This window comes from Streptomyces sp. NPDC090445, assembly GCF_044769385.1.
In the GTDB taxonomy this organism is placed as follows: domain Bacteria; phylum Actinomycetota; class Actinomycetes; order Streptomycetales; family Streptomycetaceae; genus Streptomyces.
The window spans coordinates 80,793-96,373 of sequence record NZ_JBIVXV010000020.1; the positions used below are offsets into that span (position 1 = coordinate 80,793).

Consider the following 15,581-nt stretch of genomic DNA (forward strand, 5'->3'; position numbering starts at 1 on the left):
GGGGACATGGACACGGGGACGGGGACGGGGACGGGGATGGACGGGGCGGGGCCCGGCTGGGTGGGCCTTCAGGGCGGGCTGCTCACGGTGCGAAGGCTGCTGCTGGTGGTGTGGATGCTGCTGCTGGCGGGGGCGACCGCCCTGCTGCTGTGGCTGCTGGCCGGCCCGGTCTGGGCGGCGGCCGGGGCGTTCTGGCTCGCGGTCCTGGCCTGGGGGTGGGGGCTGCTCGAACGCAACTGGCGGTCCTGGCGCTACGCCGAGCGGGCCGACGACCTGCTGATCAGCCGGGGCGTGCTCTGGCAGGGGCAGATCGTGGTCCCGTACGGGCGGATGCAGCTGGTCGAGGTGACCTCGGGGCCGCTGGAACGCCGCTTCGGGCTGGCCTCCGTCCAGCTGCACACGGCGGCCGCGGCGACCGACGCCAAGATCCCCGGCCTGCTGCCGGCCGACGCCGAGCGGCTGCGGGACCGGCTCACGGAGCTGGGCGAGGCAAGGTCGGCGGGCCTGTGACCGCCGAGTCCGCGGAGACCGGTCCCGTCGTCTCCGATTCCGCCGCCGTGCCTGCTGCCGCTCCCGCCGCCGTGCCCACTACCGTGCCCGGTGCCGTGCCCGCTGCCGTTTCCGCGGTGCCCGGACCGGCCGCCGAGCGGCGGCTGCACGTGCTCACCCCGCTGCGCCGCGCCTGGGTGCCGATCGCCGCCACGGCCGGCGTGGTGGCCCAGCAGGGCGAGCGGCTGGCCGAGTGGGTCGAGGACCTCACCCCCGCCGTGCGGGCCGTGGTGATCGCCGTCCTCGTCGTCGTCTTCGGCGTGTACGGCTTCCTGAGCTGGTGGTTCACCCACTATTCGGTCACCGACACCGAGCTGCGCATCCGCACCGGCCTGGTCTTCCGGCGCACCGCGCACATCCGGCTGGACCGGATCCAGGCCGTGGACGTCACCCGCCCGCTGCTGGCCCGGATCGCCGGGGTCGCCAAGCTGCGGCTCGACGTGATCGGCACCGAGTCCAAGGACGAGCTGGCCTTCCTCGACGAGCGCGAGGCCGCGGAGCTGCGGGCCGAGCTGCTGGCCCGGGCGGCCGGCTTCGCCCCCGCGGAGGCGGCGGCGGTGGGCGAGGCCCCGCAGCAGGAGCTGCTGCGGGTGCGGCCCCGCGACCTCGCGGTGTCGCTCGCGCTCAACCTCGGCACCTGGGCCGCCGTACTGGCCGTGGTGGCCGCGCCGCTGGCCGTCTGGTGGTTCAGCGACAGCGTCTGGGCGACCCTCGGCACGCTGGTGCCGATCCTCGGCGGCATCTGGGCGGCCACGGCCGGCCGCTTCCAGGAGGAGTACGACTGGCGGGTCGCCGAGTCCCCCGACGGGCTGCGCATCGACCGCGGGCTGCTGGACCGGGCCCACGAGACCGTGCCGCCGGGGCGGGTGCAGTCCCTGCGGATCGTCGAGCCGCTGCTGTGGCGGCGGCGCGGCTGGGTCCGGGTGGAGCTGTCCGTGGCCGGCTCGAAGAACGGCGTGCTCGTCCCGGTGGCCTCCCGGGCCGCCGCGGGGGCGTTGATCGCCCGGGTGCTGCCGGGTGTGGACCCGGACGCCCTGGACTTCCGCCCGTCCCCGGGGGACCGGGCGCGCTGGGTGGTCCCGGTGTGGTGGAAGGGGTACGCGCTGGCCGTCTCCGGGGAGGTGTTCGCGGCCCGGCGCGGGCGGCTGTGCCGCCGTACGGAGCTGGTCCCGCACGCGAAGGTGCAGAGCGTCCGGCTGATCCAGGGCCCGTGGGAGCGGGCCCGCGGTGTGGCCGACGTCTGCGTGGACACCGGCGCGAACACCACGGTCACGGCCCGGGTGCGGGCCGCGGACGAGGCCGCGGCCCTGCTGGAGGCGCAGGCGGACCGTTCGCGCACCTCCCGTGCGGACGCCCGCCCGGACCGCTGGATGACCTGAGCGGAGCCGCTGTGACGGTCCGGTGATCGTCTGCGGGCCCGTCGTGGCCGGTCGCGCAGTTCCCCGCGCCCCTTCCGGGCGCTACGCGGGGCCGGGCCCGCCGCCCGCCCGGACCAGGCCGGACTCGTACGCGAGGACGACGACCTGCACCCGGTCGCGCAGGTTCAGCTTGGTCAGGATGCGGCCCACGTGCGTCTTGACCGTGGCCTCCGACAGCACCAGCCGGCCCGCGATCTCACCGTTCGACAGGCCCTGGGCGACCAGCAGCATGACCTCCCGCTCGCGCTCGGTCAGCCGCTCGATCTCCTTGTTCTGCGGCTCCTGGGTGCCGGTCGGCAGCAGGGGCGCGAACCGGTCGAGCAGGCGCCGGGTCGTCGAGGGGGCCACCACCGCGTCACCGCTGTGCACCGAGCGGATCGCGGCCAGCAGCTCCGCCGGCGGGACGTCCTTGAGCATGAAGCCGCTCGCGCCCGCCTTCAGCCCGGAGAAGGCGTACTCGTCCAGGTCGAAGGTGGTCAGGATGATCACCTTGGGGTGCTCGGGGCGCTCGCAGATCCGCCGCGTGGCCTCGACCCCGTCCAGCCGGGGCATGCGGACGTCCATCAGCACCACGTCCACCTTCGTGGACCGCAGCACCTCCAGCGCCTCCAGGCCGTCGCCGGCCTCGGCGACCACCTCCATGTCCGGCTGGGCGGCGAGCACCATGCGGAAGCCCGTGCGCAGCAGCACCTGGTCGTCGACGAGCATGACCCTCACGGAATTCGCCGGCGTGGGCGCATCAAAGGCAGTCATGTGGCGAGCATACGCAGCGGCCCGGTCCCGTCGGACCCGTGGCGGCCCGTCAGCTCTTCTTCAGCGGCAGCAGCGCGCTGATGCGGAAGCCGCCGCCGGGGCGCGGGCCCGCGTCGAGGGTGCCGCCGACCATGCCGACCCGCTCGCGCATGCCGATCATCCCGTGCCCGGCGCCGTCGGCGCCGCCGTCCTCGTACAGCTCGTGGGCCGCGCCCCGGCCGTCGTCCTCGACGAGCAGGCCGAGCCCGTCGTCGAAGTAGACCAGCCGGACGCTCGCCCTGGCGTCCGGGCCGCCGTGCTTGCGGGTGTTCGTCAGCGCTTCCTGCACGATCCGGTACGCGGTCAGCTCGACGCCGCTGGGCAGCTTGCGCGGGGTGCCCTCGACCTCGAAGTCCACGGTGAGGCCGGCGGCCCGCACCTGCTCGACGAGGACCTCGATCTGCTCGACGTCCGGCTGCGGCACGTAGTCCTCGGACTCCTGCGGCTCCCCGGTGCGCAGCACGCCCAGCAGGCGGCGCATCTCCGCCAGCGCCTGCCGGCCCGTGCCGGAGATGGTCTGCAGGGCCTCCTTGGCCTGTTCCGGCGCCACGTCCATGACGTACGCGGCCCCGTCCGCCTGCACCACCATCACCGACACGTTGTGCGCGACGACGTCGTGCAGCTCGCGGGCGATCCGGGCGCGCTCGGCGGCGACGGCCACCTTGGCCTGGGCCTCGCGCTCCTTCTCCAGCCGCTGGTTCCGCTCGACGAGCTGGGCGTAGTAGGCGCGGCGGGTGCGCAGGGAGTCTCCGAGCACCCAGGCGAGGGCGAACGGGACCATGGCGAACAGGACGAACATGACGTTGCTGGCGCTGTTGCCCTTGTCGACGGGGAAGCGCAGCGCGTACAGCGGGGAGGCGGCGAGCCCGAGGCCGAGCGCGGCCCGCGACAGCGGGCGCGGGAGCTCGGCCGAGGCGGCGACGGTGTACAGGACGACCAGCATGCCGAAGTCCGCGATGTGGGACTCGACGCCGGCCAGCAGCTGGTAGGCGCCGGTGCCGACGGCCAGCCAGAACATCTGCCGCGTCCACTTGCGGCGCAGGGCGACGACGACGCCCATCGCGATCACCGAGGGGGCGGCGATCAGCTTGGCGGCGGTGTCGGCGCCGCTGTCGGCGACCACCAGCATGGCGATCCCGGACAGGAGGACAGCCCAGAAGGTGTCGACGCCCGTCGGGTGTCTGCGGAGGAAGTCGTAGAGGCGCTGCACGTAACCCAGCGTAGGCAAAGAAGATAGGTGCTGGAGTCAACCACAGGTGCGATCCGTGATCCGGGGCCGTACTCCGCAAGGTGGAGGACGAGCTTAACGTGTGGGGGATGAGCACTCAGGACGAACTCAGGGGTCCGGTCGGCTGGCGTACGGCGATGGAAGCCGCGCTGTACGGGCCCGGCGGCTTCTACGTCCGCCCCGGCGGCCCGGGCCCCGCCGGGCACTTCCGCACCTCCGTGCACGCCTCCCCGCTGTACGCGGGGGCCGTGGCCCGGCTGCTGCTCCGGGTGGACGAGCAGCTCGGCCACCCGGAGGGGCTGGACCTGGTCGACGTCGGGGCCGGGCGCGGGGAACTGCTGGCCGGCGTGCTCGCCGCCCTGCCGGAACCGGTGGCCGCGCGGGTGCGCCCGTACGCGGTGGAGAAGGCGGAGCGGCCGCAGGGCCTGGACCCGCGGATCCGGTGGGCGGCGGAACCGCCGGCCGGGACCGCGGGGCTGCTGTTCGCCAACGAGTGGCTGGACAACGTACCCCTGGACATCGCGCAGGACGGGCACTACGTGCTGGTCGCGCCGGACGGCACCGAGAGCCGCGGCCCGGCGGTGGAGGCCGCCGACCGGGCCTGGCTGGAGCGGTGGTGGCCGGGGCCCGGCCGCGCCGAGATCGGGCGGCCGCGGGACGAGGCCTGGGCCGCGGCCGTCGCGACCCTGGAGCGGGGGCTGGCGGTGGCCGTGGACTACGCCCACACCCGCGGGACGCGGCCGGCGTACGGGACGCTGGCCGGCTTCCGGGAGGGCCGGGAGGTGGCCCCCGTCCCGGACGGCAGCTGCGACGTCACCGCCCACGTGGCCCTGGACTCCTGCGCCGGGCCGGGCGCGGTGCTGCTGACCCAGCGGGAGGCGCTGGCCGCGCTCGGCGTCTCGGGCGCCCGGCCGCCGCTCGCGCTGGCCTCCTCGGACCCGGCGGGCTACGTCCGCGCCCTCGCCTCGGCGGGGGAGGCGGCCGAGCTCACCGCCCGCGGCGGGCTGGGCGACTTCGGCTGGCTGGTGCAGCCGGTCGGCGTGGCCGCCTGGCCGGACTGACACGTGCTGGAGGGGCCGGCAGCGCCGGCCCCTCCGTCCGCCCGAAGGCGACTGCCACCCGGTTACCCGGTCACCCCGGTTACCCGGTCACCCCGGTTACTCGGTCACCTCACTGCCGTGTCCGGCGTGCAGGCCGCCGCTGCCCGAGCCGCCGCCGGTCGGCTGCGAGACCACCGGCTTCGACAGCGGCGCCAGGTCGTGGGCGTAGTGGCCGACCGCGTCCGCGATGACGTCCACGTTGATGTCCAGCGCCTTCTGGTCGATGTTCTTCAGGTCGTCGCCCTTGGCGTGGTAGTTCGGGTCGTAGGCCTTGCCGGCCTCCCCACCGAACTTCGCCGCCTGCGCCGCCGTCTTGATGCCCTCGGCGCCGGTGAAGGTGCCGCCGGCCGGGATGCCGGCCTCGATGAACGGCCCGTAGTCCGAGCGGCCGTCGAAGTCGGTGCCCTCGTGCGGGATGTTCTTCGAGTCGAGGAAGTCGGTGATCCCCCGCTCCAGCTGGGCGGAGCCCTCCGGGCCCGGGCCGGCGCCGACGCCGTCGGAGTTGTCGCCGTCGTAGACGAAGTAGGCCGGGTTCGGCGAGCCGATCATGTCGAAGTTCAGGTACAGCTTGATCTGCTTCTTCTGCGCCTCGGTCAGGCCGCCGACGTACGCCTCGGAGCCGAGCAGGCCGAACTCCTCGGCCGACCACCAGGCGAACTTCACCTTGTTCTTGATCTTCTTCTGGTCGCCCGCGAGGCGCTGCGCGACCTGGAGGATGCCGGCCGAGCCCGAGCCGTTGTCGTTGATGCCCGGCCCGCCCGCGACCGAGTCGAGGTGGGCGCCGAGGAAGACGGTGTTGTTCTCGTCGCCTCCCTGCGTCTCCGCGACGACGTTGAACGTCTTGCGCTGCTCCCGCAGTTCGCGGATGTCCAGGGTGACCTCGACCGGGCCGGCGGCGGCGTCGGCGGCGAGGCGCTGGCCCTCGGCCTGGGTGATGCCGCCGGTCGGGATCTTGCCGACGGCCGGGTCGCCGAGGGTGCCGTTGAGGGCGCCGTCGGTGTTGTTGTAGATGATCGCGCCGACGGCGCCGGCCGCGGCCGCGTTGGTCTGCTTGGCGGCGAAGGTGCAGCCGCCGCGCTTGATCAGGGCGATCTTGCCGGTGAAGGCGCCCGCGGCGAAGTCGCCGGGCTCGCAGCCGTTGGTGCCGTCGGCGTCGACGGGCGCCGGGGCGATCTGCGCCGTGACGCCGGACTCGGGGCCGCTCGCGGTGTACGTCATCAGGTGGATCGGCACGTCGCGGCCGCCCGCGCCGTTGACCTTCAGGGTCTCGGCGATGGTCTCGACGTAGGTGAACTCGAACTCGTTGCGCGAGACCTTGTACCCGGCGTTCTTCAGCACCGCCTCGACGTACTGGGCGGACTGCACGTGGCCCTTGGATCCGGCCACGCGGGTGCCGTTGTTGTAGTCGGCGATGGACTGGAAGACCTTCAGGTGGTTGTAGGCGCCTTTGCCGGTCGAGTCCTTGACCAGTTTCCTGGCCAGTGCGTCCGCCCGGGCTGCGTCGCTCTGCGGGCTGGTGGCGCCGGCCGGGCCGGCCAGGAGCAGCGGCGAGACGAGGGTTGCGGCGGCCAGGGCGGCGGTCGCTGCGGCTATGCGGCGTGAGGGCATGAAGGTCCTTCCACGACAGGTGCGAGCAGACAGACGGATGGCAATGCGCGGTACGTGGGGGGAGTGGTGGACGCACGCTATAGACGAGGAGGCGGATCTGGCCAGTGTTTTCGCTGATTCCGGTTTGTGAATTCCGTATATCGGAGCATCTGCGCAGTAAGGAACCGGCCACCGCTAGCGCAGGATGCCCTCGATGAAGTCGGGTCCGATCCGGGCAACGACGCCCAGATCCAACTGGTGCTGGGCATACCGCCCCTGACGCCGCGTATGGAGCAGTCCGGCCTTCTTCAGGGCGGACAGGTGCCGCGACACCTCCGGCGGGGTGATCCCGAGTACGGTCGCCAGCTCGCTCGTCGTGTACGGCGCGCGGGCCAGGCTCCGGCACAGCAGCATCCGCACCGGGTGGGCCAGGGCCTCCATCCGCCGCCGGAGCAGCTCCACCGAACCGGAGGACGGCAGTTCGGGGTTGCGGACCGGGTAGTGGACCACCGGCCGCCAGCCGGGGGCGTGCAGCACGAGCAGGTGCGGCCAGCCGAAGTGCGTCGGGACGAAGACGAGGCCGGCGCCTATCTCCCGATCGGTCGCGGTCGCGGTGCCGTTGACCATCTTGTCCGCGGTGATGGTGGTGCGGGCCTCGTCGACGCTCAGCGCGGCGGAGACCTCCTGCAGCGCGGCGGGCAGCCCCTTGCGGCGCAGCACCTCGGTCTTGTGCCGGGCGTCGGCGATCTGCTCGGGTTCTATCCGCCGCCAGGTCTCGGCGAAGAAGGCCTCCTCGCAGTCCTCCAGGAGCCTGCGCATCCAGACGCGTACGCCGGCGGTGTCGTCCAGCAGCCGAAGCGAGAACTCCAGCCGGCCTGGCCCGCGGGCGGCGGCCGTCTCCAGCACCCGGGCCCGGGCGCCCGCGTCGGTCAGCGGGGAGGGCCCGCCGCCCTCGTTGTACAGCGCCAGCCAGCAGTGCTCCAGGGCGGCCATCACGAACCGCTCGTCGTCCAGCGCGTCGAGTACGTCGAGCTCCTCGGCCAGGGTCGCGGCGGGCCGCCCGGTGCCGCCGGGGATGCCGGCGAAGGCCATGAAGATGTCGGAGAAGGAGGAGCGCCACATGAAGTCGCCCTCCAGCAGCCGGTCCGCGAGGCAGGGGTCGAGCCCGGCGGCGGTGGCGGCGGTCCAGGAGGCGAGCCCGGGGTGGTGGGCGGGCTGCGAGAGCGCGTGCAGGGTCATGCAGAGCTCGGCGAGCGGCGAGGGGGCGAAGGAGATGTGCTCGTCGGGGAGCCCGGCGATGTCGATGGTGACGCTCATCGGCCCATTCTGGCCGCCGCCGGCCCCGATCCGGGCGTGCCGCGGCCACCGGCGCGGCGCAGGGCCGCCGACTGTCCCCCGAAGGGCGGCAGTGGGGGCTGCGCCGCTGGTCAGAGCGTCGATTGACCAGCGGCGTCAATCGACGAGCGGTCTGCCGCCGGAGGGCTCAGGGTGGACGTATGACAGCGATCGAGCAGTACCTCATCGACACGTACCGGGCGTCCCAGCAGGGCGCCCCCATGCCCCCGCCGCCGGGCCGCGACGACGTCGCCGTGGTGCGGGCGGCCCGGGGCTACGTGCAGTTCCGGGCCGTACTGGACGGCCGGACGGCACGCCGCCCGTGGCGGGCGGCCCTGCGCCGCCTGCTGAGCCGCCCGAGGCCCTGCTGAGCCGCACCGGCCCCGCCGACCGCGGCCCTGCCGGCCGCACCCAGACCCTGCCGAGCCGCACCGGCCCTGCCGAGCCGCACCGGCGCCGCCGACCGCGCCCCTGCCGGCCGGCTCAGGAGAAGTTCGGCGCGTTCCGCTCGTAGACCAGGCGCAGCCCGATCAGCGTCAGCCACGGCTCGTGGTCGTCGATCACCGACGACTCGCCGAGCACCATCGGCGCCAGCCCGCCCGTGGCGATGACCCGGACGTCGTCCGGATCGCCGTGCGGGCCGGCCAGTTCCCGGGCCATGCGGGTGACGACCCCGTCGACCTGGCCCGCGAATCCGTACACCACGCCCGACTGCATCGCCTCGACCGTGGACTTGCCGATCACGTGCCGCGGCCGGGCCAGCTCGATCTTGCGGAGCTGCGCGCCGCGCACGCCCAGGGCCTCCATCGAGATCTCTATGCCCGGGGCGATCACACCGCCGACGTACTCGCCCTTCGCGGACACCGCGTCGAAGGTGGTCGCCGTACCGAAGTCGACCACGATCGCCGGGCCCCCGTAGAGGTCGACGGCCGCGACCGCGTTGATGATGCGGTCCGCGCCGACCTCCTTCGGGTTGTCCATCAGGATCGGCACGCCCGTCTTGATGCCCGGCTCGACGAGCACCGAGGGGACGTCGCCGTAGTAGCGGCGCGTCACCTCGCGGAGCTCGTGCAGCACCGACGGGACCGTCGAGCAGATCGCGATGCCGTGGATGCCGTCGCCCAGCTCGCTGCCGAGCATCGGGTGCATGCCCATCAGGCCCTGCATCAGGACGGCCATCTCGTCGGCCGTGCGGCGCGGGTCGGTGGAGATGCGCCAGTGCTCGACGATCTCGTCACCGTCGAACAGGCCGAGCACGGTGTGGGTGTTGCCGACGTCGATGGTGAGCAGCACCGGTTACACCGCCGCGCGCAGGTCGAGCCCGATGTCCAGGATCGGCGAGGAGTGCGTCAGCGCGCCGACGGCAAGGAAGTCCACGCCCGTCTCGGCGTATGCCCGGGCGTTCTCCAGGGTCAGCCGGCCGGAGGACTCCAGGATCGCCCGGCCCTTGTTGTGCTCCCTGTTCAGGATCACGGCCTCCTCGGTGTCCATCGGCGTGAAGTTGTCGAGGAGGATCAGGTCGGCGCCGGCGTCCATGACCTCGCGCGCCTGGTGCAGGGTGTCGACCTCGACCTCGATCGGCACCTCCGGGAACGCCTCGCGCACGGCCCGGAACGCCTGCGCGACCCCGCCGGCGGCGACGACGTGGTTGTCCTTGACCAGCGCCGCGTCCGACAGGGACATGCGGTGGTTCACGCCGCCGCCGCAGCGCACCGCGTACTTCTCCAGCGAGCGCAGGCCCGGCGTGGTCTTGCGGGTGTCGCGGACCTTGGCGTTGGTGCCCTCCAGCACGTCCGCCCAGCGGCGGGTGGCCGTCGCGATGCCCGACAGCCGGCACAGGATGTTCAGCGCGCTGCGCTCGGCGGTCAGCAGGTCCCGGGTCAGGGCCCGCACCGACAGCAGCACGTCGCCCTTCTTCACGGTGTCGCCGTCCTCGGCGTGCCGCTCGACCTCGAAGGCCTCGCTGCACGCGACGGAGAAGACCGCCTCGACGACGCGCAGCCCGGCCACGACGCCGTCCTCGCGGGCGACGAAGTCGGCCACGGCCTCGGCGTCCTCGGGCACGGTCGCGACGGTGGTGACGTCCACGCCGCCGTCGAGGTCCTCGGCCAGCGCCATGTGGGCGATGTCCTCGACCTCGACGGGGTCGAGGCCCGCGTCGGCCAGCAGTCCGGCGAGGGCCGGGTCCAGGCCGCTCTCCTCGCCGTCGCCGCAGCCGCAGTCGTCGCCGCAGCCGCCTTCGTTCTGCTCGATCAGGGGGAGTTCGGGGGTGCTCACGATGCCTGCTCCTGGCTCAAGGGGTGCTGTACGGACGGGAGGTCCGCGGAGTCGGTGGGGATGACGACGAGGGCCCGCTTCTCGGTGCGGGACAGCCTGACGACGAGGTGGCGGCGCCAGGCGGCGTCGTCGCGGTCGGGGAAGTCCTCGCGCCAGTGGCAGCCGCGGGTCTCCTCGCGCCGCAGGGCCGCGGCGACCAGGACCCGGGCCACGCACAGCAGGTTCGTGGCCTCCCACGTCTCGGTGCCCGGCACGGCGGTCTTGCCGTTCGTCTCCAGGGCGGTGAGCGCGGTGGCGTACAGGTCCTCCAGGGCGGCGGCCGCCGCCCGCAGGGACTCCGCGGAGCGGAGCACGCCCGCGCCCTCCGTCATGATGCGCTGGACCTCGTAGCGGGCCTCGGCGGGCTGCAGCGGGCCCGTCGAGGGGACCGGTATGCCCGGGCCGCTGCCCGCCGGGGCGCTCGCCACGATGTCCTCGGCGATCCGCTCGGCGAAGACCAGCCCCTCCAGCAGGGAGTTGGAGGCCAGCCGGTTCGCGCCGTGCACACCGGTGCAGGCGACCTCGCCGCACGCGTACAGGCCGGGCACGGTGGTCCGGCCGGACAGGTCGGTGCGGACGCCGCCGGACGCGTAGTGCGCCGCCGGTGCGACCGGGATCGGCTCGGTCACCGGGTCGATGCCGTGGGCCCGGCAGGCGGCCAGGATGGTCGGGAAGCGCTGCTCCCACATCTCGGCGCCGAAGTGCCGGGCGTCCAGGTACATGTGCTGCGCGCCCTGCTCCTGCATGCGGCGCGTGATGCCCTTGGCGACGATGTCGCGCGGGGCTAGCTCGGCCAGCTCGTGCGCGCCGACCATGAAGCGGACGCCGTCCGCGTCGACCAGGTGGGCGCCCTCGCCGCGGACCGCCTCCGACACCAGCGGCTGCTGCCCCTCGGCGTCCGCGCCGAGGAACAGGACGGTGGGGTGGAACTGGACGAACTCCAGGTCGGAGACCTCGGCCCCGGCGCGCAGCGCGAGCGCCACCCCGTCGCCGGTGGACACCGACGGGTTGGTGGTCGCGGAGAACACCTGGCCCATGCCGCCGGTCGCGAGGATCACGGCGGGCGCGTGGACGGCGCCGACCCCGTCGTGCTGGCCCTCGCCCATGACGTGCAGGGTGACACCGGCCGTGCGGCCCTCGGCGTCCTGCAGCAGGTCCAGGACCAGCGCGTTCTCGACGGTCTCGATGCCGGCCGCGTGCACGGCCTCGACCAGCGCGCGGGAGATCTCGGCGCCGGTGGCGTCGCCGCCCGCGTGCGCGATCCGCCGCCGGTGGTGGCCGCCCTCCCGGGTCAGCGCGATCTCACCGGTCTCCGCGGACGTGTCGAAGACGGCACCGGAGGCGATCAGCCGGCGCACCGCGTCGGGCCCCTCGGTGACCAGCAGCCGGACGGCCTCCTCGTCGCACAGGCCGGCGCCCGCGACCAGGGTGTCGTCCAAGTGCTGCCCGGGGGTGTCGCCCTCGCCGAGCGCGGCGGCGATCCCGCCCTGCGCCCAGCGGGTGGAGCCGTCGTCGAGCCGGGCCTTGGTGACCACGACGGTACGGCGGCCCGCGGCGGCGCAGCGCAGCGCGGCCGTCAGACCCGCCACGCCCGAGCCGACGACCACGACGTCGGCCTCGACGGCCCAGCCGGGGGCGGGCGCGTGAAGCCGTATGCCGGTACCGGCGGGACCTGTGCCTGGGGTGCTCACGAGTGTGCTCCGAACTCCAATGGGATGTTGTCGATCAGCCGGGTCGCGCCGACCTTCGCGGCGACGGCCAGCACGGCCCGGCCGGTGAAACCGGGGCCGACGTCGGTGAAGTCCTGCGGGTCCACCAGCGCCAGGTAGTCCAGGACCAGCGGCGGCTCGTGCCGGCCCGCCTCCTCCAGGATGTGCCGGGCCGCGGCCCGTACGGCGTCCGGCAGGCCGGTGCCCGCCGCGGCGGCCGCGGACGACACGGCGTGCGCGTCGGCCGAGGCCCGGATCTCGCCCAGCCGGGCCAGGGCCGTGGCCCGCTCGTCGCTGGCGGGCGCCGCCTCGGCGCGGGCGCGCAGCGCGGCCTGCGCGGCGAGCCGGTCGCGGCCCGCGAACAGGGCGCGGGACAGGGCCAGGGCGGTGCGCCGCTCCGGGGCGGAGAGGTAGCGGTTGCGGGAGGACAGCGCGAGCCCGTCCTCCTCGCGGACGGTCGGTACGCCGACCACCTCGACGGGGAAGTTCAGGTCGGTCACCATCCGCCGGATCAGCGCCAGCTGCTGCGCGTCCTTCTGGCCGAACAGGGCCAGGTCGGGGCGGGTGAGGTGGAGCAGCTTGGCGACGACGGTCAGCATGCCGTCGAAGTGCCCGGGCCGGGTGGCGCCCTCCAGGCGGGTGCCCATCGGGCCGGCGCTGACCCGCACCTGGGGGTCCCCGCCGGGGTAGACCTCGTCGACGGCCGGGGCGAACACGGCGTCCGCTCCCGCCCCGCGGGCCAGCTCCAGGTCGGCGTCGAGGGTGCGCGGGTAGCGGTCGAGGTCCTCGTTCGCCCCGAACTGCAGCGGGTTGACGAAGACGGTGACGACGACCTGGCCCTCGGGCCCGGCCTGCTCCCGGGCCGACCGGATCAGGGTGGCGTGCCCCTCGTGGAGGGCGCCCATCGTCATGACGACCGCGCGCGGCCCGGAGCCGGCGCGCGGCAGCTCCGCGAGCTTCTCCGCGGTGTCGATCAGCAGCAGGTCGTGGCTCACCGGCCGTTGCCCCCTTCGGGTCCCTCGGTGCCGTTCACGTCTCGCCCGCCCGGACCGGCGCCCGGACCGGTGTCCGCGCCGGCGCCGTCCGCGAGGACCCCCAGCAGGTCCTCGGCCAGCTCGGGCTTGAGCAGCCCGTGCGCCAGGGCCCGGTCCGCGGTCGTCCGGGCCATCGCCAGGTACCCGGCGAGCGTCCCCGGGGCGTGCCGGCGCAGCTCCGCCACGTGCGCGGCGACCGTCCCGGCGTCGCCGCGGGCCACCGGCCCGGTCAGCGCGGCGTCCCCCGAGCGCAGGGCGTTGTCCAGGGCCGCGCCGAGCAGCGGGCCGAGCATCCGGTCGGGGTGCTCCACACCGGCCTTGGCCAGCAGCTCCATGGCCTGGGCCACCAGCGTGACCAGGTGGTTCGCGCCGAGGGCGAGGGCGGCGTGGTAGAGCGGGCGGTTCGCCTCCGCGATCCACTCGGGCTCCCCGCCCATCTCGATGACCAGGGCCTCGGCCGCGAGCCGCAGCTCGTCGGGGGCGGTGACGCCGAAGGAGCAGCCGGCGAGCCGCTGCACGTCGACCTCGGTGCCGGTGAACGTCATCGCGGGGTGCAGGGCCAGCGGCAGCGCGCCCGCCCGGCGGGCCGGGTCCAGCACGGAGGCCCCGTACCGACCCGAGGTGTGCACGAGCAGCTGCCCGGGCCGGACCGCGCCGGTGTCGGCGAGGCCCTGTACGAGGCCCGGCAGGGCGTCGTCGGGCACGGTCAGCAGCACCAGGTCGGCCAGCTCCAGCACCTGCGCGGGCGGGACGAGCGGCACATCGGGCAGCATCCGCTCGGCGCGGCGGCGGGAGGCGTCCGAGACGCCGGACACGGCGACCGGGCGGTGCCCCGCCTGCTGGAGGGCGCGCGCCAGGGCCGGGCCGACCCGGCCGGCCCCGACGACGCCGACGGTGAGCCGGGCAGGTCGGGCGGACGGATCCCGGGGTTCCGTCTGATGGGGTGCGTTCACGCGGGGCGGGCCTTCCGTTCCAGTCCGCGGGGGTACCGGACGATACGCCGCCATGCTAAGCGCTCCGCGGGAGGCGCCGCGATGGGCCGGCGGCCGTCTGCGGCCCGGTCGCGGCCGGTCGCGCGGTTCCCCGTGCCCCTTCGAGGTGATCGGCGATGATCTGGGCCATGACCGATGACATCGAGCGGACGGACCGGCTGGTCGCGGCGGGGCGCTCGGCCGGGCGCAAACTGTGGGGCGGCGCGCGCGAGACGACGGTCGGCGAACTGCTCGCCGAACTGGCCGCGCCCGACCCCGACGAGCCCGCCGACATCTACGGCGACGGGGTCGTGGCCAGGCTGGAGGAGCGGGTCGCCGAACTCCTCGGCACGGAGGGGGCCGCCTTCTTCCCCTCGGGCACGATGGCCCAGCAGATCGCCCTGCGCTGCTGGGCGGGCCGCACCGGGAACCCGGTCGTCGCCCTGCACCCGATGAGCCACCCCGAGGTATGGGAGGGCGGCGCCCTGTCCCTGGTCTCGGGCCTGCGCACGGTGCACCCCACCCGGGAGCCCCGCCAGCCCACCGCCGAGGAGGTCGCCGACCTCGCCGAGCCCTTCGGCACGCTGATGCTGGAGCTCCCGCTGCGCGAGGCGGGCTTCCTGCTGCCGTCCTGGGAGGAGCTGGAGGAGCTCGTCGGCGCGGCCCGGGAGCGGGACGCGGTCGTCCACTTCGACGGGGCCCGGCTGTGGGAGGCCACGACCCGCCTCGGCCGGTCCCTGCCGGAGATCGCGGCCCTGGCCGACTCGGTGTACGTGTCCTTCTACAAGTCGCTGGGCGGGCTGAGCGGCGCGGCGCTCGCGGGCCCGTCCGCGCTGATCGCCGAGGCGAAGGTGTGGCGCCACCGCTACGGCGGCCAGATCTTCCGCCAGTTCCCGCAGGCCCTGTCGGCCCTGGCCGGCCTGGAGCGGGAGCTGCCGCGGCTGCCCTCGTACGTCGCGCACGCGCGCGTCGTGGCGGAGGGGCTGAGGGAGGGCTTCCGGGCCGCCGGGACGCCCTGGTTCCGGATCCACCCGGAGGTGCCGCACACCCACCAGTTCCAGGTCTGGCTGCCGTACGAGGCGGACCGGCTGACGGACGCCGGGATCCGGCTGGCGGAGGAGACGGGCACCGTCCTGTTCCGCCGCTGGGAGCCGGCGCCCGTGCCGGGCCTGGCGGTGACGGAGGTGACGGTCGCCGAGCCCGGCCTGACCTGGACCGGCCAGGACACCGCCGACGCCGTCGTCGCCTTCCTCACCCGCCTCTGACACCCCGCAGGCCCACGCACAACGACACAACCAGCCCCCCAGCGCCCCGCAGGCGCGCGGGGAACCGCGCGACCAGCCCCTCACCTTGCCCGCCTCCAGCGCGCCCCGCAGGGGCGCGGGGAACTGCGCGACCAGCCCCCCACCGGCCCGCAGCAGGGGCGCGGGGAACTGCGCGACCGGCCCCCGCCGGCCCGCGGCGCCATGACCGGACTCCCCGCGGAGCGACCCGGTTTCGGCCATCTCCAGGCCGGTCCGGGCCGTTCCCCGGCCCGGACCG

At 74.7% G+C, this 15,581-nt stretch carries 14 protein-coding genes; 5 read left to right on the forward strand and 9 right to left on the reverse strand.

The window, feature by feature from the left end; translation table 11 throughout:
* The first annotated feature begins 6 nt into the window (after window positions 1-6).
* The gene (locus tag ACIQUT_RS29235; RefSeq protein ID WP_403567099.1) at window positions 7-510 is read left to right on the forward strand and encodes a PH domain-containing protein; all 504 of its coding nucleotides are present in this window, start codon (window positions 7-9) and stop codon (window positions 508-510) included.
* Window positions 507-1,928 (forward strand): PH domain-containing protein, encoded by a 1,422-nt coding sequence (locus ACIQUT_RS29240; protein WP_403567101.1) that lies wholly within the window; start codon window positions 507-509, stop codon window positions 1,926-1,928. The genes ACIQUT_RS29235 and ACIQUT_RS29240 overlap by 4 nt, the downstream gene beginning before the upstream one ends.
* 81 nt (window positions 1,929-2,009) lie before the next feature.
* Here the strand turns inward: ACIQUT_RS29240 and ACIQUT_RS29245 are convergent, their stop codons facing one another.
* Together ACIQUT_RS29245 and ACIQUT_RS29250 are read right to left on the reverse strand one after the other, a co-directional pair.
* On the reverse strand, window positions 2,010-2,720 hold the full coding sequence (locus ACIQUT_RS29245; protein ID WP_403567103.1) for a response regulator: 711 nt from the start codon (window positions 2,718-2,720) through the stop codon (window positions 2,010-2,012).
* 49 nt (window positions 2,721-2,769) lie between these two features.
* Window positions 2,770-3,969: a sensor histidine kinase gene (locus tag ACIQUT_RS29250; RefSeq protein WP_403567105.1), complete on the reverse strand. Its 1,200-nt coding sequence runs from the start codon at window positions 3,967-3,969 to the stop codon at window positions 2,770-2,772.
* A 107-nt stretch (window positions 3,970-4,076) separates the two neighbouring features.
* Between ACIQUT_RS29250 and ACIQUT_RS29255 the strand changes: the two genes are divergently transcribed.
* On the forward strand, window positions 4,077-5,048 hold the full coding sequence (locus tag ACIQUT_RS29255; RefSeq protein ID WP_403567107.1) for an SAM-dependent methyltransferase: 972 nt from the start codon (window positions 4,077-4,079) through the stop codon (window positions 5,046-5,048).
* Between the two features lie 96 nt (window positions 5,049-5,144).
* Here the strand turns inward: ACIQUT_RS29255 and ACIQUT_RS29260 are convergent, their stop codons facing one another.
* Together ACIQUT_RS29260 and ACIQUT_RS29265 are read right to left on the reverse strand one after the other, a co-directional pair.
* Window positions 5,145-6,695 carry a M28 family metallopeptidase gene (locus tag ACIQUT_RS29260; RefSeq protein ID WP_403567109.1) on the reverse strand — a complete coding sequence of 517 codons (1,551 nt, stop codon included), beginning with the start codon at window positions 6,693-6,695 and terminating at the stop codon, window positions 5,145-5,147.
* Window positions 6,696-6,869: 174 nt separating this feature from the next.
* Window positions 6,870-7,991, reverse strand: coding sequence for a DUF5937 family protein (locus ACIQUT_RS29265; RefSeq protein WP_403567111.1), 1,122 nt, complete (start codon window positions 7,989-7,991; stop codon window positions 6,870-6,872).
* A gap of 179 nt (window positions 7,992-8,170) precedes the next feature.
* Between ACIQUT_RS29265 and ACIQUT_RS29270 the strand changes: the two genes are divergently transcribed.
* Window positions 8,171-8,380, forward strand: a complete 210-nt coding sequence (locus tag ACIQUT_RS29270; RefSeq protein ID WP_403567113.1) for a hypothetical protein — start codon at window positions 8,171-8,173, stop codon at window positions 8,378-8,380.
* 112 nt (window positions 8,381-8,492) lie between these two features.
* Here the strand turns inward: ACIQUT_RS29270 and ACIQUT_RS29275 are convergent, their stop codons facing one another.
* The 5 genes from ACIQUT_RS29275 to ACIQUT_RS29295 are packed head-to-tail and all read right to left on the reverse strand — an operon-like array spanning window position 8,493 to window position 14,021.
* A complete protein-coding gene (locus ACIQUT_RS29275; RefSeq protein WP_403567115.1) occupies window positions 8,493-9,302 on the reverse strand; it encodes a type III pantothenate kinase in 810 nt (269 codons plus the stop codon).
* A 3-nt stretch (window positions 9,303-9,305) separates the two neighbouring features.
* On the reverse strand, window positions 9,306-10,286 hold the full coding sequence (gene nadC, locus ACIQUT_RS29280; protein ID WP_403567117.1) for a carboxylating nicotinate-nucleotide diphosphorylase: 981 nt from the start codon (window positions 10,284-10,286) through the stop codon (window positions 9,306-9,308).
* The gene (locus tag ACIQUT_RS29285; protein ID WP_403567119.1) at window positions 10,283-12,016 is read right to left on the reverse strand and encodes an L-aspartate oxidase; all 1,734 of its coding nucleotides are present in this window, start codon (window positions 12,014-12,016) and stop codon (window positions 10,283-10,285) included. Before ACIQUT_RS29285 ends, nadC begins: the two co-directional genes overlap by 4 nt.
* Complete coding sequence (gene panC, locus ACIQUT_RS29290; protein WP_403567121.1) at window positions 12,013-13,029, reverse strand: pantoate--beta-alanine ligase; 1,017 nt, start codon at window positions 13,027-13,029, stop codon at window positions 12,013-12,015. Before panC ends, ACIQUT_RS29285 begins: the two co-directional genes overlap by 4 nt.
* Entirely contained in the window at window positions 13,026-14,021 is a 996-nt protein-coding gene (locus tag ACIQUT_RS29295; RefSeq protein ID WP_403567123.1) for a Rossmann-like and DUF2520 domain-containing protein, read from the reverse strand. Before ACIQUT_RS29295 ends, panC begins: the two co-directional genes overlap by 4 nt.
* A gap of 167 nt (window positions 14,022-14,188) precedes the next feature.
* On the opposite strand from ACIQUT_RS29295, the gene ACIQUT_RS29300 reads away from it, so the two are divergent.
* A complete protein-coding gene (locus ACIQUT_RS29300) occupies window positions 14,189-15,304 on the forward strand; it encodes a threonine aldolase family protein (protein ID WP_403567125.1) in 1,116 nt (371 codons plus the stop codon).
* Window positions 15,305-15,581 lie beyond the last annotated feature (277 nt).